Annotated in this window: 21 protein-coding genes; all 21 read left to right on the top strand. The window is 42.9% G+C overall.

Annotated elements, in window-relative coordinates:
• Window positions 1-87 precede the first annotated feature (87 nt).
• The 21 genes from spoIVA (at window position 88) to aroA (ending at window position 19,151) form a co-directional block, all read left to right on the top strand.
• A complete protein-coding gene (gene spoIVA, locus HNQ84_RS03980) occupies window positions 88-1,566 on the top strand; it encodes a stage IV sporulation protein A (protein ID WP_435621251.1) in 1,479 nt (492 codons plus the stop codon).
• 259 nt (window positions 1,567-1,825) lie between these two features.
• Window positions 1,826-2,098, top strand: coding sequence for an HU family DNA-binding protein (locus HNQ84_RS03975; protein WP_003394524.1), 273 nt, complete (start codon window positions 1,826-1,828; stop codon window positions 2,096-2,098).
• Window positions 2,099-2,208: 110 nt separating this feature from the next.
• Window positions 2,209-2,772, top strand: coding sequence for a GTP cyclohydrolase I FolE (gene folE, locus HNQ84_RS03970; protein ID WP_035049935.1), 564 nt, complete (start codon window positions 2,209-2,211; stop codon window positions 2,770-2,772).
• An 11-nt stretch (window positions 2,773-2,783) separates the two neighbouring features.
• Window positions 2,784-3,011: a trp RNA-binding attenuation protein MtrB gene (gene mtrB, locus HNQ84_RS03965; protein ID WP_004889838.1), complete on the top strand. Its 228-nt coding sequence runs from the start codon at window positions 2,784-2,786 to the stop codon at window positions 3,009-3,011.
• Window positions 3,012-3,071: 60 nt separating this feature from the next.
• A complete protein-coding gene (locus HNQ84_RS03960; RefSeq protein ID WP_435621250.1) occupies window positions 3,072-3,722 on the top strand; it encodes a heptaprenyl diphosphate synthase component 1 in 651 nt (216 codons plus the stop codon).
• A 24-nt stretch (window positions 3,723-3,746) separates the two neighbouring features.
• Window positions 3,747-4,460, top strand: coding sequence for a demethylmenaquinone methyltransferase (locus HNQ84_RS03955; protein WP_435621249.1), 714 nt, complete (start codon window positions 3,747-3,749; stop codon window positions 4,458-4,460).
• Window positions 4,461-4,471: 11 nt separating this feature from the next.
• The gene (gene hepT, locus HNQ84_RS03950; RefSeq protein ID WP_435621248.1) at window positions 4,472-5,434 is read left to right on the top strand and encodes a heptaprenyl diphosphate synthase component II; all 963 of its coding nucleotides are present in this window, start codon (window positions 4,472-4,474) and stop codon (window positions 5,432-5,434) included.
• 112 nt (window positions 5,435-5,546) lie between these two features.
• Window positions 5,547-5,993 carry a nucleoside-diphosphate kinase gene (gene ndk, locus HNQ84_RS03945; RefSeq protein WP_032099885.1) on the top strand — a complete coding sequence of 149 codons (447 nt, stop codon included), beginning with the start codon at window positions 5,547-5,549 and terminating at the stop codon, window positions 5,991-5,993.
• A gap of 97 nt (window positions 5,994-6,090) precedes the next feature.
• A complete protein-coding gene (locus tag HNQ84_RS03940) occupies window positions 6,091-6,861 on the top strand; it encodes a CheR family methyltransferase (protein WP_435621247.1) in 771 nt (256 codons plus the stop codon).
• Window positions 6,862-6,969: 108 nt separating this feature from the next.
• A complete protein-coding gene (aroC, locus tag HNQ84_RS03935) occupies window positions 6,970-8,139 on the top strand; it encodes a chorismate synthase (RefSeq protein ID WP_435621246.1) in 1,170 nt (389 codons plus the stop codon).
• A complete protein-coding gene (aroB, locus tag HNQ84_RS03930) occupies window positions 8,139-9,278 on the top strand; it encodes a 3-dehydroquinate synthase (RefSeq protein WP_435621245.1) in 1,140 nt (379 codons plus the stop codon). The genes aroC and aroB overlap by 1 nt, the downstream gene beginning before the upstream one ends.
• Window positions 9,238-9,618, top strand: a complete 381-nt coding sequence (gene aroH / locus HNQ84_RS03925; RefSeq protein ID WP_435621244.1) for a chorismate mutase — start codon at window positions 9,238-9,240, stop codon at window positions 9,616-9,618. The genes aroB and aroH overlap by 41 nt, the downstream gene beginning before the upstream one ends.
• A gap of 169 nt (window positions 9,619-9,787) precedes the next feature.
• Complete coding sequence (gene trpE / locus HNQ84_RS03920) at window positions 9,788-11,293, top strand: anthranilate synthase component I (protein ID WP_435621243.1); 1,506 nt, start codon at window positions 9,788-9,790, stop codon at window positions 11,291-11,293.
• Window positions 11,286-12,296, top strand: coding sequence for an anthranilate phosphoribosyltransferase (gene trpD / locus HNQ84_RS03915; RefSeq protein ID WP_435621242.1), 1,011 nt, complete (start codon window positions 11,286-11,288; stop codon window positions 12,294-12,296). Before trpE ends, trpD begins: the two co-directional genes overlap by 8 nt.
• Entirely contained in the window at window positions 12,289-13,050 is a 762-nt protein-coding gene (gene trpC, locus HNQ84_RS03910) for an indole-3-glycerol phosphate synthase TrpC (protein ID WP_435621241.1), read from the top strand. The genes trpD and trpC overlap by 8 nt, the downstream gene beginning before the upstream one ends.
• Window positions 13,047-13,682, top strand: coding sequence for a phosphoribosylanthranilate isomerase (locus HNQ84_RS03905; RefSeq protein ID WP_435621240.1), 636 nt, complete (start codon window positions 13,047-13,049; stop codon window positions 13,680-13,682). The genes trpC and HNQ84_RS03905 overlap by 4 nt, the downstream gene beginning before the upstream one ends.
• Window positions 13,676-14,872 (top strand): tryptophan synthase subunit beta, encoded by a 1,197-nt coding sequence (trpB, locus tag HNQ84_RS03900; protein WP_435621239.1) that lies wholly within the window; start codon window positions 13,676-13,678, stop codon window positions 14,870-14,872. Before HNQ84_RS03905 ends, trpB begins: the two co-directional genes overlap by 7 nt.
• The gene (gene trpA, locus HNQ84_RS03895) at window positions 14,869-15,708 is read left to right on the top strand and encodes a tryptophan synthase subunit alpha (RefSeq protein ID WP_435621238.1); all 840 of its coding nucleotides are present in this window, start codon (window positions 14,869-14,871) and stop codon (window positions 15,706-15,708) included. Before trpB ends, trpA begins: the two co-directional genes overlap by 4 nt.
• Window positions 15,650-16,765, top strand: coding sequence for a histidinol-phosphate transaminase (gene hisC, locus HNQ84_RS03890; protein ID WP_435621237.1), 1,116 nt, complete (start codon window positions 15,650-15,652; stop codon window positions 16,763-16,765). Before trpA ends, hisC begins: the two co-directional genes overlap by 59 nt.
• Window positions 16,747-17,850, top strand: a complete 1,104-nt coding sequence (locus tag HNQ84_RS03885; RefSeq protein WP_435621236.1) for a prephenate dehydrogenase — start codon at window positions 16,747-16,749, stop codon at window positions 17,848-17,850. The genes hisC and HNQ84_RS03885 overlap by 19 nt, the downstream gene beginning before the upstream one ends.
• Window positions 17,851-17,864: 14 nt before the next feature.
• Window positions 17,865-19,151, top strand: coding sequence for a 3-phosphoshikimate 1-carboxyvinyltransferase (gene aroA, locus HNQ84_RS03880; RefSeq protein WP_435621235.1), 1,287 nt, complete (start codon window positions 17,865-17,867; stop codon window positions 19,149-19,151).
• Window positions 19,152-19,168: the final 17 nt, after the last annotated feature.

Raw genomic sequence — 19,168 nt, 5'->3', positions numbered from 1 at the left:
AGGGATTTTTTTAGTCATAAACAAATAGGACAACAACATATGCATATAGTGTCCTCATATGTTTTAAATATAAGGGAGGGAAGGCAGTTGGAAAAGGTCGATCTTTTTAAAGATATTGCTGAACGAACAGGCGGAGATATTTATTTAGGGGTTGTCGGTGCCGTTCGAACAGGCAAATCGACATTTATTAAAAAGTTTATGGAACTTGTTGTCATTCCGAATATTCAAAACGAAGCAGATAAAGCTCGGGCACAAGACGAACTGCCACAAAGTGCAGCTGGAAAAACGATTATGACGACAGAGCCGAAGTTTGTTCCGAATCAAGCGGTAAAAGTGAAAGTAGACGATGGACTTGAAGTGAACATTCGTCTTGTAGATTGTGTCGGTTATACAGTGCAAGGGGCAAAAGGTTTTGAAGACGAAAACGGACCACGTATGATTCACACACCGTGGTATGAAGAGCCGATTCCGTTTCAGGAAGCGGCCGAAATTGGCACAAGAAAAGTCATTCAAGAGCATTCAACGATCGGTGTGGTCATTACAACAGATGGTTCGATTGGAGAAATTCCGCGCGAAAATTATATCGAAGCGGAAGAACGTGTCGTCAACGAATTAAAAGAAGTAGGTAAGCCGTTTATTATGATTATTAATACAGTACGTCCGCAACATCCAGAAACAGAAATGTTAAAGCAACAATTAAGCGAAAAATACGATATTCCGGTGTTAGCATTAAGTGTAGAGGGAATGCGCGAAACAGATGTATATCAAGTGCTCCGTGAGGCATTATATGAGTTTCCAGTATTAGAGGTGAACGTCAATTTACCAAACTGGGTTATGGTGTTGCGTGAAAATCATTGGTTGCGTGAAAGTTATCAAGATGCAGTGCGCGATACAGTAAAAGATATTAAGCGATTACGCGATGTCGATCGTGTCGTACAACAATTTGGCGAATATGATTTTATTGACGAAGCGCGTTTAGCTGGTATTGAAATGGGGCAAGGCATTGCAGAAATTGATTTATATGCGCCGGATGAATTGTACGACCAAATTTTAAAAGAAGTTGTCGGCGTTGAAATTCGCGGAAAAGATCATTTATTGCAATTGATGCAAGATTTTGCTTATGCGAAAGCAGAATACGATCAAATCGCTGATGCGCTTCGCATGGTGAAGCAAACAGGTTATGGCATCGCTGCTCCATCACTTTCTGATATGAGCTTAGATGAACCAGAAATTATTCGCCAAGGCTCTCGTTTTGGGGTTCGACTAAAAGCCGTCGCACCATCCATTCATATGATTAAAGTCGATGTCGAATCGGAGTTTGCGCCGATCATTGGAACAGAAAAACAAAGTGAAGAGCTCGTCCGTTACTTGATGCAAGATTTTGAGGATGACCCGCTGTCTATTTGGAACTCTGATATTTTTGGCCGTTCCCTCAGTTCCATTGTTCGCGAAGGCATTCAAGCGAAGCTAGCACTTATGCCTGAAAATGCCCGTTATAAATTAAAAGAAACGTTAGAGCGCATCATTAACGAAGGATCTGGTGGACTGATTGCCATTATATTATAAAAAGACTCCATTTGGGGTCTTTTTTGCTTTGAAACGAAAATTTTTTCTTGCAGTGAAAAAGAGCGATATGATAATCTTTATTCAGAAAATGTTAGGCTCGTTGGAGAATAATAGGCAAATTGCATGATTTTGCTGAAAAAATGTTGAATTATGAGCAAGAATCAGTTAATATAAGGCATGTTAATGTATAGAAACAATAGAAAGTGTAAACAACTGAAAGTAATGTATAATACATACGCTTTGGGAGGAGGTGAATGGCATGAACAAAACGGAATTAATCAACGCGGTAGCTGAAGCAAGCGGTCTTTCTAAAAAAGATGCATCAAAAGCAGTTGATGCGGTTTTTGACGCGATTACAGAAGCGCTTAAAAACGGTGATAAAGTGCAATTAATCGGTTTTGGTAACTTCGAAGTGCGTGAGCGTGCGGCGCGCAAAGGACGCAACCCACAAACAGGAGAAGAAATCGAAATTGCTGCAAGCAAAGTTCCTGCTTTCAAACCTGGGAAAGCGTTAAAAGATGCTGTAAAGTAAGAAATTACATACAGCCAAAGAGGTAGCCGGTTGCGAGCTACCTCTTCTTTTTTGCCTTTTTTCATCTTTATGTGCTAGAATCGGATTACGTGAGGTTGAATGCTAGGAGGATGCAACAAATGAATGTAGAACAAATCGAACAGGCAGTCCGCTTAATTTTAGAAGCTATTGGCGAAGATCCAAATCGTGAAGGTTTGCTTGATACGCCGAAGCGGGTAGCAAAAATGTATGCAGAAGTGTTTTCAGGTTTAAACGAAGATCCGAAAATACACTTGCAAACGGTATTTAGTGAAGATCATGAAGAACTTGTCCTCGTCAAAGACATTCCGTTTTATTCAATGTGTGAACATCATCTCGTTCCATTTTTCGGTGTTGCTCATGTCGCATACATTCCACGCGGCGGCAAAGTGACAGGGTTAAGCAAACTAGCAAGAACGGTTGAAACAGTCGCGCGACGTCCGCAGTTACAAGAGCGAATTACGGCAACCGTAGCTGACGCCATTATGGAGACGCTCGAACCGCATGGAGTGATGGTTGTTGTCGAAGCTGAACATATGTGCATGACGATGCGTGGAGTGAAAAAACCAGGGGCTAAAACAGTTACAACGGCAGTACGTGGAACGCTGGCAACAGATGACAAAGCTCGTGCGGAAATATTAGCACTCATTAAATAGAAGGGGGCATTATGATGCAAGGTGATTATGTTGTGATTAAAGCGTTAGAAGACGGAGTGAATGTCATCGGGTTAACGCGTGGTTCGGATACGCGTTTTCATCATTCTGAAAAGCTCGATCAAGGGGAAGTACTAATTGCGCAATTTACAGAGCATACATCAGCGATTAAAGTACGTGGAAAAGCACTTATTCAAACGCAACATGGCGAAATCCAGTCTGATGCGAAAAATCATCGTTAACGTGAAGACGGTTTGTGATATAATAAAGTTTGAGTTTTTGGGAAGCAAGGGTGATAAGTCATGGATATGCAACAGCAAATCGAACAAGTACAAATGCGCATTCAACGCGCAATTGCCCATTCGTACGTAGATCGTTATATACAACCACGCATCATAGACGAAGATCGCGTATCGTTTGCTCTTTCTATGTTACGTTCGGCTCAGGTGGAAGAAAGCATCGCGCTCGATTACGTGTTTGCCATGATGTTAATTCAACTCGCCCTTGACACCCATGACGAAGTAGATGAGCAACAAATGATGCAACAAAAGCAATTAACTGTGCTTGCCGGAGATTTATATAGTGGATTGTACTACGACTTTTTAGCGCGACGACACGACATTTCACTCATTCGTCGCTTTGCTGAAGCGATTAAAGAGATCAACATACAAAAAATTCACCTGCAGCAACTGTCGTCGGATGATCTTGAACGCTTTCATTGCATCGCTGTTATTGAATCCGCCTTGCTTCGTCAGCTTGCAGAACATGTGCATGCCCATGAGTGGGGAGAGTTAGCGTATTACTTATTCGCGCTAAAACGTGTTCGGCGTGATGGAGCGAAATCGACAGCGTTGATGGGTTATATCGATCACTGTCAACGAAAATTACAAGATCTTCCCCCGTTTCATGTGCACGAAGAAGTAAAAGAGCGATTCTCTCATCTCCTCGCTTGATTTTAGTTGAAAGAAGGGGATTTTATGCAACAATCGAAAGAAGAACGTGTGCATCGCGTGTTTGAAAAAATTTCTGACCATTATGATCGGATGAATTCAGTTATTAGTTTTAAACGTCATGTCGCATGGCGAAAAGATACGATGAAACGAATGAATGTACAAAAGGGAGCGAAAGCGCTCGATGTATGTTGCGGGACGGCAGATTGGACAATCGCGTTAGCCGAAGCCGTTGGACCTAGCGGTGAAGTGTATGGGCTTGATTTTAGTCGCAATATGTTAAAAGTAGGAGAAGAAAAAGTAAAAGAGCGTGGTTTTCAACATGTTACGCTTGTCCATGGCAATGCGATGAGTTTACCGTTTCCTGACGATACGTTCGACTATGTTACTATCGGTTTCGGATTGCGTAACGTTCCTGATTATATGACGGTATTAAAAGAAATGTATCGTGTAGCAAAGCCAGGCGGAAAAGTCGTTTGTCTAGAAACGTCACAGCCAACGCTTATCGGTTTTCGGCAACTGTACTATGTCTATTTTCGCTATATCATGCCCTTTTTTGGGAAAATTTTTGCGAAAAGTTATGAAGAATACTCGTGGTTACAAGAGTCAGCACGTGAATTTCCGGGAATGGATGAGTTAGCGAATATGTTTCGTCAAGCCGGTTTCGTGGACGTACAAGTGAAACCGTATACGTTCGGAGTGGCGGCGATGCATCTCGGACATAAACCTGATAGATGTTAAGGTGAATAGTGATGAAGCTAAAAGCGATGTATTCGTTTTTAAATGGAGATTTAAACCGAATTGAAGAACAATTGAAAATAACGGTGCAAACGTCCGATCCGCTCGTCAATGAAGCATCGTTACATTTGCTTGAGGCGGGCGGAAAGCGCATTCGTCCAGTGTTTGTTTTGCTTGGCGGACAATTTGGTACGTATCATTTTGAGAAGATGAAGCGGGTAGCTGTGGCTCTGGAGCTCATTCATATGGCTTCTCTTGTCCATGATGATGTGATTGATGGGGCGATGTTGCGACGTGGAAAGGAAACGATTCAAGCGAAATGGGGCGATCGATTTGCCATGTACGTTGGTGACTACTTGTTTGCCCGAGCGCTCGAGCAAATGTGTGAAATCGATGATCCCGTCGCTCATCATATTTTAGCAAACACCATTGTTGAAGTATGTCGAGGAGAAATTGAGCAAATTAGTGACAAATATCGATTTGATCAAAATTTACGTCGCTATTTGCAACGAATTAAGAGAAAAACGGCGTTACTCATTGCAGCAAGTTGTCAACTCGGTGCGGTCGTAGCAGGAGCGCCGGAAGCTGTCCATAAAAAATTGTATTGGTTCGGTTATTACGTCGGTATGTCGTTTCAAATTACAGACGATATTCTCGATTTTATTGGGACGGAAAAGCAACTCGGTAAGCCAGCAGGAAGTGATTTATCGCAAGGAAACGTGACACTTCCTGTTCTGTATGCTATGAAAGAACGAACGTTAAAGGAACAAATTATGAAAGTAAACGAACATACGACAAGTCGTGAAATGGCGAATGTCATTGATCGCATTAAGCAAACAAATGCGATCGAAAAGTCATATGAGCTTGGGGATCGCTATCTACAAAAAGCGCTTGATACATTACAAAAGTTGCCACGCAACCGTGCCTGGACAGCCTTTTACAATATTGCAAAATATATCGGGAAACGGAAGTACTAAAAGAAAAAATTAAATCGTTTTCATGGCGAATATTGCTAATTTATATGTAAGATGATATAATTGCAAAGGAATCATTTCCAATACATAACGTATCAGGGGTGGAGAATTCGTCATGGAAAGAACATTTCTAATGGTCAAACCAGATGGGGTACAGCGTGGTGTCATTGGTGACATCGTTGCTCGCTTTGAGCGCAAAGGTTTTCAGCTTGTCGGAGCAAAGTTGATGCAAGTATCGCGTGAACTTGCTGAACAACATTATGCAGAACATAAAGAGCGTCCGTTTTTCGGTGAGCTCGTTGAATTTATTACGTCCGGTCCAGTATTTGCGATGGTATGGGAAGGCGAGAACGTCATCGCAACAGCTCGTCAAATGATGGGAAAAACAAACCCACAAGAAGCGTTACCAGGCACTATTCGCGGTGATTTCGGCTTAACTGTCGGAAAAAATATCATTCACGGCTCTGACTCCAAAGAGAGCGCTGCGCGCGAAATTCAACTATTTTTCAAAGAAGAAGAACTCGTTTCTTACAACAAGCTAATGAACGAGTGGATATACTAAAAAGGTAGGCGCATGCCTATCTTTATTTTTTTATTCCTGTTTTTTCACATTTTCGTTATACTGTATGTATGAAAGAAAAGGAAGAGGAGTTTTTAGAATGAGTGATTATCAACAATTTATTGCAAACGTGAAACGAAAAACAGGTATTGATTTAGCGTTATATAAAGAAGCGCAAATGAAACGGCGCTTAACTTCTCTTTATGAAAAGAAAGGATTTAAAAATTTTGATGAATTTTTTCGGGCAATGAATCATGATCAAGCGTTGTTTCATGAGTTTTTAGATCGCATGACGATTAACGTATCTGAATTTTTCCGAAATGCAAAACGATGGGAAGTGCTAGAGAAAAAAATTATTCCGAAACTTCTTGAAAAAAATAAACGATTAAAAGTTTGGAGTGCCGCTTGCTCAACTGGGGAAGAGCCATATACGTTAGCAATTATTTTGTCTAAATTTATGCCATTATCGCAAGTGAGTGTATTAGCGACAGACATTGATGATAACGCCATGGCTCGCGCGAAGCTTGGCATTTATATGGAACGTTCTCTTCAAGAAGTGCCAGAAGATGTGAAGAAAAAATTTTTTGTTAAAGAAGGGGCTCACTATAAAATTATCGATGATATTAAACGAACGGTCACGTTTAAAAAGCATAATTTGCTTGCCGATCCGTTTGATACAAACTTCGACTTAATTGTTTGTCGCAACGTGCTTATTTATTTCACAGAAGAAGCAAAACATGAGTTGTACTTAAAATTTAATCGCGCTCTTCGACCTGGAGGAATATTTTTCGTCGGTAGCACGGAACAAATTTTTAATCCGACTGCATACGGTTTTGAAGTGGAAGATACGTTTTTTTACCGAAAAATGTAGTTGCGGCCGAGCCAGGTCGCTTTCTGTGCAATTAAGGGGTTACGTCCGTAGAAAAAATGTGCTATATTCATACATAATCGCTTTAAAGAGATGAAGGGAGAGAGGGAATTGCGATACTTAACAGCTGGTGAATCTCACGGTCCACAATTAACAACAATTATTGAAGGTGTCCCGGCCGGATTGACGCTTTTGGCGGAGCATATTAACGAAGAGTTAGCTCGTCGGCAAAAAGGATATGGTCGTGGGCGACGCATGCAAATTGAAAAAGACGAAGTAAAGATTTTAAGCGGTGTTCGTCACGGGAAAACACTCGGTTCCCCGATTACACTCGTTGTTGAAAATCGCGACTGGAAACATTGGACGAACATTATGGGGATCGAACCGCTCGCTAGTGATACAGAAGAAGTGAAACGAAAAGTGACGCGCCCACGTCCAGGACACGCTGACTTAAACGGGGCGATCAAGTATGGTCATCGTGATATGCGCAACGTATTAGAGCGTTCTTCGGCGCGTGAAACAACGGTGCGCGTAGCAGCTGGAGCGGTAGCGAAGCGCATTTTATCGGAATTAGGTATTCGCATCGCAAGCCACGTCGTTGAAATTGGAGGAGTAAAGGCGGAACATACCGCGTATACATCGCTTGAGGAGTTGCAACGAGTGACAGAACAATCTCCTGTTCGTTGTTTTGATGCGGAAGCGGAAAAAAAGATGATGGCCGCAATTGATGAAGCGAAAGAAAAAGGCGACTCGATTGGTGGAATTGTTGAAGTCATTGTTGAAGGTGTTCCGGTTGGCGTAGGGAGCTATGTTCATTATGATCGGAAGTTAGATGCAAAAATTGCTGCTGCGATTGTTAGCATCAATGCCTTTAAAGGCGTTGAGTTTGGTATCGGATTTGAAGCTGCACGTCGCTTTGGCAGCGAAGTGCACGATGAAATTATATGGAGCAAAGAAACGGGATATACGCGCAAAACGAACCGACTTGGCGGATTTGAAGGCGGGATGACGACGGGCATGCCGATCGTTGTTCGCGGAGTCATGAAGCCGATTCCGACATTATATAAACCGCTCATGAGTGTCGATATTGAAACGAAAGAACCGTTTGCAGCAAGCATTGAACGTTCAGATAGTTGCGCAGTTCCAGCGGCAAGCGTTGTTGCGGAAGCCGTTGTAGCATGGGAAGTTGCAAATGCCATTGTCGAACAATTTGGACAAGATCGCATCGATCTCATTATAGAGAATGTGGAAAACATGCGCCGGTACGCAAAGGAGTTTTAATGATGAAACGCATTCACATCGCTACGTCGTCGAAACAATATGAAGTTGTCATTGGGAATGAATTATTGCATATGATAGATCGCATGATTGATCGTATTTGTCCACATGTGACAGCTGTCCTTATCATTACAGATGAAACAGTCGCTTCGCTTTACTTAGCCGATGTGCAACAAGCTCTTCGACAAACATATGACCGTGTGTATACGCATATTATTCCAAGTGGAGAAGAAGCGAAGTCATTTGAACAGTTTTACGCGTGTCATACAGCAGCGTTAACAAACCGTCTCGATCGTGATTCATTAATCATTGCGCTTGGCGGAGGGGTCGTTGGAGATCTAGCAGGTTTTGTCGCAGCGACATATATGCGTGGCATTCGATTCGTTCAAGTGCCGACGACGTTACTAGCGCATGACAGTGCTGTTGGTGGGAAAACGGCTATTAACCATCCGCTCGGAAAAAATATGATTGGCGCTTTTTATCAGCCTGAACTCGTTTTTTACGATATTTCTTTGCTTCATACGCTTCCAGAACAGGAAATGCGGTCAGGTTTTGCGGAAATTATTAAACACTCTTTAATTTATGATCGTGTTTTTTTCGGTTGGTTACAGGCCAATGTGCAAAATCTCGATGATTTGCATGGTGATCGTTTGCAATACGCGATTCAAAAAGGAATTGAAATTAAAGCGGCCATTGTCGCCAAAGATGAAAAAGAGCACGGTGTTCGTGCTCATTTAAACTTCGGTCATACGCTCGGTCATGCGCTAGAGAGCGAACTCGGCTATGGGGTGATGACGCATGGCGATGCGGTTGCTCTTGGTATGCTATTTGCCATTTTTGTAAGCGAACATTTTTACAAACAACCGCTTTTTTATTCATCTTTTCGAACGCTATTTAAACATTACGGGTTTCCAACATCCCTTCCATCGCACGTATCGCCTGAACGGTTGCTCGAAAAAATGAAAAAAGATAAGAAAGCGAAAGATCAAACGGTGCGTATGGTGTTAATGAAAGAGATTGGAACGGTATGTGTAGAGCGTATAGACGATGAGCAATTATTGAGATGGTTATACGCGTTTGCCGAAGAAGGAGGGAAGAGGAGTGATTCGAGCGATTCGCGGGGCAACGACTGTGAGCGATAACGATGAACGAGAAATTATAGACGAAACGAAACGATTGTTAACGGAAATGATTCGTCAAAACGATGTGCACGCAGAAGATGTCGTATCCGTGCTCATTTCGATGACCGATGATTTAAACGCTACGTTTCCAGCGAAAGCGTTGCGTCATTTAGATGGTTGGACGTACGTACCTGTCATGTGTATGCGTGAAATCAACGTTCCACAAGCGTTACCAAAATGTATTCGCGTCATGATGACCGTACATACAAATCGAACGCAACAAGATATGCATCACGTGTATTTACGTGATGCCATCCAACTTCGCCCAGATTTAAAGTTGACAAAAAAGTCAGATATATAATATGATGGTTTGTAAGTTAGCTGAGTAGAGTAAGAGTTGAGTAGAGAATGAGTGAGAGCGGAGCAGAGGATCATTAGGATACGTACGCCTAAAGACTGCTCGTCTTTAGGCTTTTTTACTCTCCTCTTTGTTTCCCCTCATGTTCATTCTCCGAGAAAGGAGAACGATCATGAATATAGCTACATTTTTACAAACAGCTTCCCGGTTTCGAACAATTCCGATTGTGCGCCGTTTTTTTGCAGATACGTTTCAACCCATTCAACTATTTATGGCGTTACGTGATGAAGCAGCGTTTTTGCTTGAAAGCAAAGACGACATGTCCCCTTGGTCGCGCTATTCATTCATCGGTATTCGCCCATTTATGTCGATTGAAAGCGACGATGGCAAACAATTTTTTGTGAAAGAACAGCAACAAGTGCTCGCGTGTACGGCGACAATCCAAGAAGCGTTTGCGACGATGCAACATCATTTAAACGTTCAACTGTTATCATTAGACGTCCCATTTCGTGGGGGGGCTGTCGGTTATATGAGTTACGATTTTATTTCTTCTATTGAGAAAGTTCCATATCATCCACATAACGACTTACAAATGAAAATCGTCCATTTTGTCGTTTGTGAAACACTTTTTGCCTTTGATCATATAAAGAAAGAGCTATTACTTATTCATTATGTTCGTTTAACGGAAACAGATGATGAAGCAAAACAAGTAGAAAAATATGAAGCAGCTTGCCGAAGAATCGATGAGCTAGCACGTCAAATGGTTCAAGGCTACGATGAACAAGCACATATGATGTTCGACCGAAATATATGTGTTTCATTTGACCGAGTTCGTTCGAATATGGATCGCGACATGTTTTATGAAGCTGTTGAAAACATTCAATCGTACATTGCCAGCGGAGATGTGTTTCAAACGGTGTTGTCGCAACGATTTGAGATTGAAACTTCCATTGATGGACTTGAGCTATATCGTTTATTACGTTTATTAAATCCGTCACCATACTTATTTTATTTAAAAATTGGTGAAGAACACATCGTCGGTAGCTCCCCAGAGAAGCTCATTCAAGTACGAAACAGGGAGCTTGAAATTGATCCGATCGCAGGAACGCGTCGCCGCGGTAAAAATGAACAAGAAGATGTTGCGCTCATGAACGAGTTGCTTCATGACCCGAAAGAGCGAGCGGAACATTATATGCTTGTCGATTTAGCACGCAACGACGTCGGTCGCGTTGCTATGTATGGGACGGTGCGTACGCCACAATTTATGCAAATCGGGAAGTTTTCACACGTCATGCATTTAATCTCAAAAGTAACGGGAACGCTCCGTGATGACGTTCATCCGCTTGATGCCCTTATCGCAGCTTTTCCTGCAGGAACGGTGAGCGGAGCACCGAAAATTCGGGCAATGCAAATTATTCAAGAGCTAGAGCCGACAGCACGCAACGTATATGCAGGTACGGTTGCCTATATTGGTTTTGACGGGAATATTGACTCGTGTATAGCTATTCGCACAGCTGTATTAAAAAATAATGTAGCATACGTACAAGCAGGGGCGGGAATCGTTGCGGATTCATTGCCTGCATTGGAATGGAAAGAAACACGAAATAAAGCGAGCGCTTTAATTCATGCCATTCAGCTTGCAGAGCACGTATTTCAAAGGGGGAAGCGACATGTTTGAACGGTTTTTGCATAAATGTGCTGGACAACAAACGTTGACGGAACAAGAAGCGTATGAAGCGATGCATGCGATGATGAGCGGGGAAGTGGATGAAAGACAAGTAGCTGCTTTTTTAGTTTTGTTGCGGTTTCGTGGTGAAACGGTTGATGAGCTTGTTGGCTTTATTCGGGCCATGCGTGAACGTATGCGAACGGTTTCTTTCGACGAACCAGTGATTGATACGTGTGGAACAGGTGGAGATGGAAAAGGGACATTTAACATTTCGACAGCCGTCGCTTTGCTTGTGGCTTCGCTCGATGTTGCAGTCGCAAAGCACGGCAATCGTGCGGTGTCGTCGACAAGTGGAAGCGCGAATGTCATTGAGCATTTCCTAATCCCAATGCCGAAAACGGAAGAAGAAGCAAAACAAGCGTTACGTACACATCGGCTCGTTTTTTTATTTGCTCCATTTTATCATGAGGCAATGAAGCATGTTGCCCCTGTTCGTCAAAGTTTAAAAATGCGAACAGTATTCAATTTGCTCGGTCCGCTCGTCAATCCAGCTCAACCGAAACGCCAAGTCATTGGCGTACATGATAAAACAGATGCGCGCAAAATGGCTGAAGCGTTGCGACGAATTGGAACGGAACATACCGTATTTGTCACAAGCGATGACGGTTTAGACGAATGTAGCATCAGTGCGGTAACACAATTAATTGAACTCAAACATGACCATATCATTGAGCGCATCATTACACCAGAAGATGTAGGGCTACAGCGTGGTTGTTTGTCTCATATATGCGTTCATAGCGTAAACGAAAGTGCTCAACTCATTGAACGTGTGTTTGCTCAACGCGCAAATGAAAGTGCGACAAATATCGTTTTACTAAACGCAGGTGTTGTTTTATATGTTGCTGGTGTTGCATCGAATATTGAAGAAGGAGTGAATATGGCGAAGCGAGCGATTGAAACCGGTCGTGCTTATGCATATTTACAGCGATTGCGAGGTGCTATGTATGCTTGAGACAATTTTACAAACAAAGAGAGAAGAAGTTTTATCGTTACAATTACCAGAGACATATGAACAGCTTCCGAGTCGTTCGTTTTACGACGCTTTAGCGAAGCCACGTCGCGTTTTAGGATTGATTGCAGAAGTGAAAAAAGCGTCGCCATCAAAAGGAATCATTCGACAACACGTGAATGTCGTTGATATTGCTCGCGCATACGAGCAAGCAGGTGCCGATGTCGTGTCTGTTTTAACAGATGAAAAATATTTTGCTGGCCACCGGTCATACGTGACACAAGTGAAACAACACGTGCAAATTCCAATTTTACGTAAAGACTTTATTATTGATCGTAAACAACTTGTCGAAAGTGTGCGCATTGGCGCAGATGCCATTTTACTCATTGGTGAGGCACTTGATCCGAGTTTTTTGCATGAATTATATGAAGAAGCGCACGAAATGGGATTGCAATGTTTAGTAGAAGTGCATACTCAAAAAACAGTAGAAACAATTTTGAAACGTTTCACACCGAAAGTGATCGGCATCAATAATCGCGATTTAACAACGTTTCACACATCGCTTCATGTGACAAAACAAATTGTTCCGCTTTTGCCTCCATGCATTATTGTTAGTGAAAGTGGCATTCACACATATGATGACGTACAAACCGTTCGCCAAGCAGGCGCTCATGCGATGCTCGTCGGTGAAGCGCTTATGCGCAAGCCGGCTGTCGATGTAGCCGTTTATGAATTGTTTGGGGAGCGTGAAATATGACCGTTTTAAAATATTGTGGGAATCGTTCGTTGCAAGATGTTCAAATTATTGCCAAAAGCAAAGCAGACTATATCGGATTCGTTTTTGCCGAAAGTAAGCGAAAAGTCGAATCGAAAGATGTAAAACGATGGTTATCTGTCGTTCAACTTGAAACAAAACAAATCGTTGGGGTTTTCGTTCATCCAACTATTCGTTCCGTTGCTTCCGTTCTTGAGCACGTTCCATTATCCATTATTCAATGTCATGGGATGGAAACTGTCCAGATGGTGAAGGAGATAAAAGAGGCGTTTCAACTTCCCGTTTGGAAAGTCATTCATCACACCCCAAAAGCATGGACATATATGCGCGCATGGAAGGGCATTGCAGACGGTTTTGTCATTGATAGCGGACGAAAAGGAGCGTGGGGGGGAACAGGCATCTCATTTGATTGGTGCAATGTTCCTCACTATATGGAAGAAGCATATAACCAAGGTGTGCCTTGTTTCATCGCTGGAGGTATTACGCCGGACAATGTTGAGCAACTGTTAGCATATGAGCCGTTTGGTATAGATATTAGTAGTGGCATTGAAGAAAATGAGCAGAAAAGTGAACAAAAAATAAAACAAATGGAACAGAAGGTGATGAAATGGTAACATTACCAAATGAACGTGGTCGCTTTGGCATGTTTGGCGGAAAGTTTGTTCCAGAAACATTAATGCGCCCGTTAGCTGATATTGAACAACAACTGCATGAAGCGTTGGCTGATCCTTCGTTTCATGCCGAATATATGCATCATTTGTATGAATATTCGGGCCGTCCGACCGCTTTAACATTTGCAAAAAACTTGACAGAACGATTAGGCGGGGCGAAAATGTACTTTAAACGTGAAGACTTAAACCATACCGGTGCTCATAAAATTAACAACGCCATTGGGCAAGCGTTGTTAGCGAAACGAATGGGAAAACGAAAAATTATCGCTGAAACAGGTGCAGGTCAACACGGAGTAGCTGCCGCTACTGTTGCCGCTCGTTTTGGTATGGAATGTAAAGTGTTTATGGGTGAAGAAGATGTGAAGCGACAAGCATTAAACGTATTTCGTATGAAATTGCTTGGTGCACAAGTCATTCCAGTAACAAGCGGCAATCGTACACTAAAAGATGCGACAAACGAAGCGATTCGTTATTGGGTGGAGCATTGTGACGATCATTTTTATATGATTGGCTCTGTCGTTGGACCGCATCCGTATCCGATGATGGTGCGTGAATTTCAACGTATTATCGGGGAAGAAGCGCGCGAACAAATGTTAAAAGTAGAAGGAAAACTCCCAAATACGATCATCGCTTGTGTTGGTGGTGGAAGTAATGCGATTGGCATGTTTCATCCATTTTTAGAGGATGACGTCGAATGTATTGGTGTCGAGGCTGCTGGAAAAGGTGTGCATACAACTGAGCATGCTGCAACAATAACAAAAGGGACAAAAGGTGTCATTCATGGCTCCCTCACATACGTATTGCAAGATGAACACGGTCAAATTACGGAACCTTATTCGATTTCAGCGGGATTGGATTATCCAGGTGTCGGACCAGAACATGCATATTTAGCACATATCGGTCGTGTTCGCTATGAAAGTGTCACAGATGAAGAAGCGATTGCAGCAGTTCAAATGACTGCAGAAACAGAAGGAATCATTCCAGCGATCGAATCAGCGCACGCGCTTGCCAAAGCGTTTCAAATCGCCCCCCTTCGTCCAAAAAACGAAACGATTCTCATTTGTTTATCAGGAAGAGGAGATAAAGATGTGCAAACGGTGATGAACTATTTGGAAGGGGATGAGCGGGGATGAAACATTTTATTCCATTTATCGTGGCGGGTGATCCATCTGAAGACGTGACGGTGGATTTAGCTATTACTCTTGAAAAAACGGGTGCGACGATATTAGAGGTTGGTGTACCGTACTCGGATCCGCTTGCAGATGGCCCAATTATTCAGCGAGCAGCGAGTCGGTCGCTAAAAAATGGAATGACGTTAACAAAAGCGCTTGAACTCGTCGGACGGATGCGAAAAAAAGGTGTAAAAATTCCGATTATTGTCTTTACGTATTACAATCCTGTGTTACAATTAGGAGAAGAACGCTTTTTTGCTTTAGCGCAACAAAACGGTGCGAGCGGTGTACTCATTCCAGATTTACCGTTTGAAGAAAGCGAGCATATGAGAACATTAGGTGACACATATGGAATTCCTTATATTTCGCTTGTCGCTCCAACGTCTCATGAACGCATCGCAATGATTGCATCGCAAGCTCAATCGTTTTTATATTGCGTGTCATCGTTAGGTGTAACGGGCATTCGGGATTCGTTGCCGGCGGAATTGCACGAATTTTTGAAACAAGTGAAATTATATAGCCGTGTCCCTGTTGTCGTCGGATTCGGTATTTCGACAGCTGAGCAAGTGGAGCGACTTCAACACGTATGTGATGGCGTCGTTATCGGCAGCGCCATTGTACAAAAAATCGAACAGCTACAAGATGAATTAAACGATGTCCGTACACGCCCAAACGCGCTTATCGCTTTTTCCCAATATGTCGTTTCACTTATTGAACCATTGAAAAGGGTGGGGAAAAATGAAAGTCAAACAACAACTGAACCAACTAAAACCGTATCAACCGGGCAAACCGATTGAAGAAGTAAAACGTGAATATCGGTTAGAAACGGTCATTAAACTTGCATCAAATGAAAATCCGTACGGATATTCGCCGCTTGTTCAACAAGCGATTATTAAAGAACTTGATTACTTAGCGTTGTATCCTGACGGATATAGCCGAGCGTTGCGAGAGGCGCTTGCAATGCACGTTGGCGTCAATGAAAAGCAACTCATTTTCGGAAATGGTTCGGATGAAGTTGTTCAAATCGTTTGTCGCGCCTTTTTACAAAAAGGGACGAATACAGTAATGGCTACGCCGACATTTCCACAATATCGCCATAATGCGATCATTGAAGGTGCGGAGGTGCGCGAGATTCCTCTTCAAGACGGACATCATCATTTAGAAGCGATGCTTGCAGCGATCGATGATGATACACGTGTCGTTTGGATTTGTAGTCCAAACAACCCGACAGGGACGTATGTGAATGACGCTTCTTTGCGTGCCTTTTTAGACAAAGTACCAAAACATGTGCTCGTCGTTGTTGATGAAGCGTATTATGAGTACGTGCAAGCGGAAGATTATCCTAATACCGTTTCTTTGCTTCGACAATATGAAAATATGATGATTTTACGCACGTTTTCAAAAGCATATGGGTTAGCAGCGCTCCGCATCGGATATGGCATTGCTCATGAGCATATTTTACAAGCAATCGAGCCAGCGCGCGAACCATTTAATACATCTCGGCTGGCGCAAGTCGCTGCATTGGCCGCATTAAACGATCAAACATTTATTGAACAATGTGCACAAAAAAATAAACAAGGGTTAAATCAATTCTACACATTTTGTGATGAACACAGCTTGCGTTACTACAAGTCGGAAGGGAATTTTATTTTAATTGATTTCGGTTTTAGCGGTGACGAAGTGTTTACGTATTTGCTTCAACGCGGCATCATTGTTCGTTCAGGATGCGCTCTCGGTTTTCCGACCGCTGTGCGCATTACAGTCGGATCACCGGAACAAAACGAAACGATTATTCGTGTTTTAACAAACATGTTGAAAGAAAGAAGGGGGCAGTTTTGCGAGGAAACATTTTAATTGCGGGTCTTGGCTTAATTGGTGGTTCGATTGCGCTTGCTATAAAGCGAGCGCATCCGAACGCGACAATGATCGGATATGACGTATCAGACGAATCGTTGCGTTTGGCGCGTTCGCTCGGTGTCATTGATGAAGCAGTACCGTCGTTTGCTCATGGGGCATGTGAAGCGGATGTCATCGTGCTTGCTGCCCCTGTCGTTCAAACGGAGCAATTGCTTCGAGATTTAGTTCATCTCCCGTTACGACCAAACGTAATTATAACAGATGTTGGAAGCACAAAAGAGCGCATTGTCAAACAAGCGTTGCCGTTATTAGAAAGAGGAGCGACGTTTATCGGTGGACACCCGATGGCCGGCTCACATAAAAGCGGAGTGGCGGCTGCGCGTGCGCATCTGTTTGAAAATGCTTTTTACATTTTAACACCAACGGAACATGTGAAAGAAGAAGATGTCATACGACTAAAACATTGGCTTAAAGGAACGAAAGCCCATTTTGTTACATTAACACCGAAAGAGCATGACCGCATCGCTGGCGTCATTAGTCACTTTCCGCACATTATTGCAGCAAGCCTTGTTCATCAAGCACAGCAGTACGAGCGAGAAGATGAACTTGTGAGTCGATTAGCCGCAGGTGGATTTCGTGATATTACGCGCATTGCTTCAAGCAACCCAGAAATGTGGCGTGATATTTTCATACATAATAAAGAGGAGTTGCTACAGCTGTTTGATCGTTGGATCGAGGAAATGAAAAAAATTCGCGCATATGTTGCTGATGGGGATAGCGACCGCATTTATCAATACTTTCATGAAGCGAAACAGTTTCGTGATGGCTTGCCTGTTCGAACGAAAGGAGCGATTCCTTCTTTTTACGATTTATATGTTGATGTGCCAGACTATCCAGGGGTTATTTCTGAAATTACGGGCTATTTAGCAAAAGAACGCATTAGCATTACAAACATTCGCATTATTGAAACGCGCGAAGATATTTATGGTGTGCTTCGTTTAAGCTTTCAAACAGAAGATGACCGTCAACGAGCAAAACATTGTATTGAAGCGAATACAGACTATGAAACGCACGTTGTGTAAAAGAGGGTGGAATGATGGAATTAAAAACAAATATCCATGCATTGCGAGGAGAGATCGCTATTCCGGGAGATAAGTCCATTTCTCACCGCGCTGTTATGTTTGGTGCGCTTGCGAAAGGGACAACGCGGGTGACAAATTTTTTGACAGGTGAAGATTGTTTAAGTACAATCGATTGTTTCCGAAAAATGGGTGTAGCAATTACGCAACAAGGGAATGAAGTGATTGTAGAAGGAAAAGGGATTGACGGTTTAAAGGAGCCTACACATATATTAAACGTTGGCAACTCAGGAACGACGACGCGTTTGTTGTTAGGCATTTTAGCAGCTTGTCCGTTTCATGCTTGTTTAATCGGGGATGATTCGATTGCGAAACGACCAATGGATCGCGTCACAAAACCGTTAAAACAAATGGGCGCGCACATCGATGGAAGGGAACAAGGACGATATACACCGTTAGCCATTCGTGGCGGACAACTCCACCCAATCACATATTATTCCCCTGTTGCAAGCGCACAAGTGAAATCGGCCATTTTGCTTGCAGGGCTACACGCGGAAGGAACGACGACAGTCACCGAACCACATCGTTCGCGCGATCATACTGAGCGTATGTTAAGAGCATTTGGAGCGGACGTGCATGTCGACGGATTAAGCGTCTCCGTCACAGGAAGACAAACGCTTCAAGCGATTGATATAGAAGTGCCAGGTGATATTTCTTCTGCAGCTTTCTTTTTAGTCGCTGGTGCAATTGTCCCAAATAGTGAAATTACATTAAAGCATGTCGGAATGAATCCGACGCGCACAGGGATTATTGATGTATTAAAAGACATGGGGGCAAATATTTTTATTGAAAATGTTCGTCATGAAGAAAGTGAACCTGTAGCAGATATTACCGTTCGTACATCGACATTGAAGGCAACGCGTATTGGTGGCGATATCATTCCTCGATTAATTGATGAAATTCCGATTATTGCGCTTTTAGCAACGCAAGCAGAGGGGACGACAGTCATTACAGACGCGAGCGAGTTAAAAGTAAAAGAAACGGATCGCATCGCAACAGTTGTGTCCGAGTTGCGAAAGCTTGGTGCTCACATCGAAGCGACAGAAGACGGAATGATTATTCATGGAAAAACACCGCTTTATGCGAACGATGCCATTGTTGATAGCTATGGTGATCATCGCATCGGTATGATGTTAGCTATCGCAGCATGCATCACAAAAGGAAACGTCACTCTCCAACGTCCCGAAGCGATTGCGGTGTCATATCCGGCATTTTTTGAACATTTGCATGCCTTGCAAAGCTGATTCTATGATGGATCAGC

Origin of the sequence: Anoxybacillus eryuanensis (assembly GCF_051200995.1) — a bacterium.
GTDB classification, from domain to species: Bacteria; Bacillota; Bacilli; order Bacillales; family Anoxybacillaceae; genus Anoxybacillus; species Anoxybacillus tengchongensis.
The sequence above is the reverse complement of the archived record's forward strand: the minus strand, read 5'-3'. Positions and strand labels throughout refer to the sequence as shown.

Excerpts from the sequence above, each read along its gene's own strand:
- HNQ84_RS03975 (WP_003394524.1), top strand. The coding sequence starts at position 1,826 with ATGAACAAAACGGAATTAATCAACGCGGTAGCTGAAGCAAGCGGTCTT.
- folE (WP_035049935.1), top strand. The coding sequence starts at position 2,209 with ATGCAACAAATGAATGTAGAACAAATCGAACAGGCAGTCCGCTTAATT.
- mtrB (WP_004889838.1), top strand. The coding sequence starts at position 2,784 with ATGATGCAAGGTGATTATGTTGTGATTAAAGCGTTAGAAGACGGAGTG.
- HNQ84_RS03960 (WP_435621250.1), top strand. The coding sequence starts at position 3,072 with ATGGATATGCAACAGCAAATCGAACAAGTACAAATGCGCATTCAACGC.
- HNQ84_RS03955 (WP_435621249.1), top strand. The coding sequence starts at position 3,747 with ATGCAACAATCGAAAGAAGAACGTGTGCATCGCGTGTTTGAAAAAATT.
- hepT (WP_435621248.1), top strand. The coding sequence starts at position 4,472 with ATGAAGCTAAAAGCGATGTATTCGTTTTTAAATGGAGATTTAAACCGA.
- ndk (WP_032099885.1), top strand. The coding sequence starts at position 5,547 with ATGGAAAGAACATTTCTAATGGTCAAACCAGATGGGGTACAGCGTGGT.
- HNQ84_RS03940 (WP_435621247.1), top strand. The coding sequence starts at position 6,091 with ATGAGTGATTATCAACAATTTATTGCAAACGTGAAACGAAAAACAGGT.
- aroB (WP_435621245.1), top strand. The coding sequence starts at position 8,139 with ATGATGAAACGCATTCACATCGCTACGTCGTCGAAACAATATGAAGTT.
- trpE (WP_435621243.1), top strand. The coding sequence starts at position 9,788 with ATGAATATAGCTACATTTTTACAAACAGCTTCCCGGTTTCGAACAATT.
- trpD (WP_435621242.1), top strand. The coding sequence starts at position 11,286 with ATGTTTGAACGGTTTTTGCATAAATGTGCTGGACAACAAACGTTGACG.
- trpC (WP_435621241.1), top strand. The coding sequence starts at position 12,289 with ATGCTTGAGACAATTTTACAAACAAAGAGAGAAGAAGTTTTATCGTTA.
- HNQ84_RS03905 (WP_435621240.1), top strand. The coding sequence starts at position 13,047 with ATGACCGTTTTAAAATATTGTGGGAATCGTTCGTTGCAAGATGTTCAA.
- trpB (WP_435621239.1), top strand. The coding sequence starts at position 13,676 with ATGGTAACATTACCAAATGAACGTGGTCGCTTTGGCATGTTTGGCGGA.
- trpA (WP_435621238.1), top strand. The coding sequence starts at position 14,869 with ATGAAACATTTTATTCCATTTATCGTGGCGGGTGATCCATCTGAAGAC.
- hisC (WP_435621237.1), top strand. The coding sequence starts at position 15,650 with ATGAAAGTCAAACAACAACTGAACCAACTAAAACCGTATCAACCGGGC.
- aroA (WP_435621235.1), top strand. The coding sequence starts at position 17,865 with ATGGAATTAAAAACAAATATCCATGCATTGCGAGGAGAGATCGCTATT.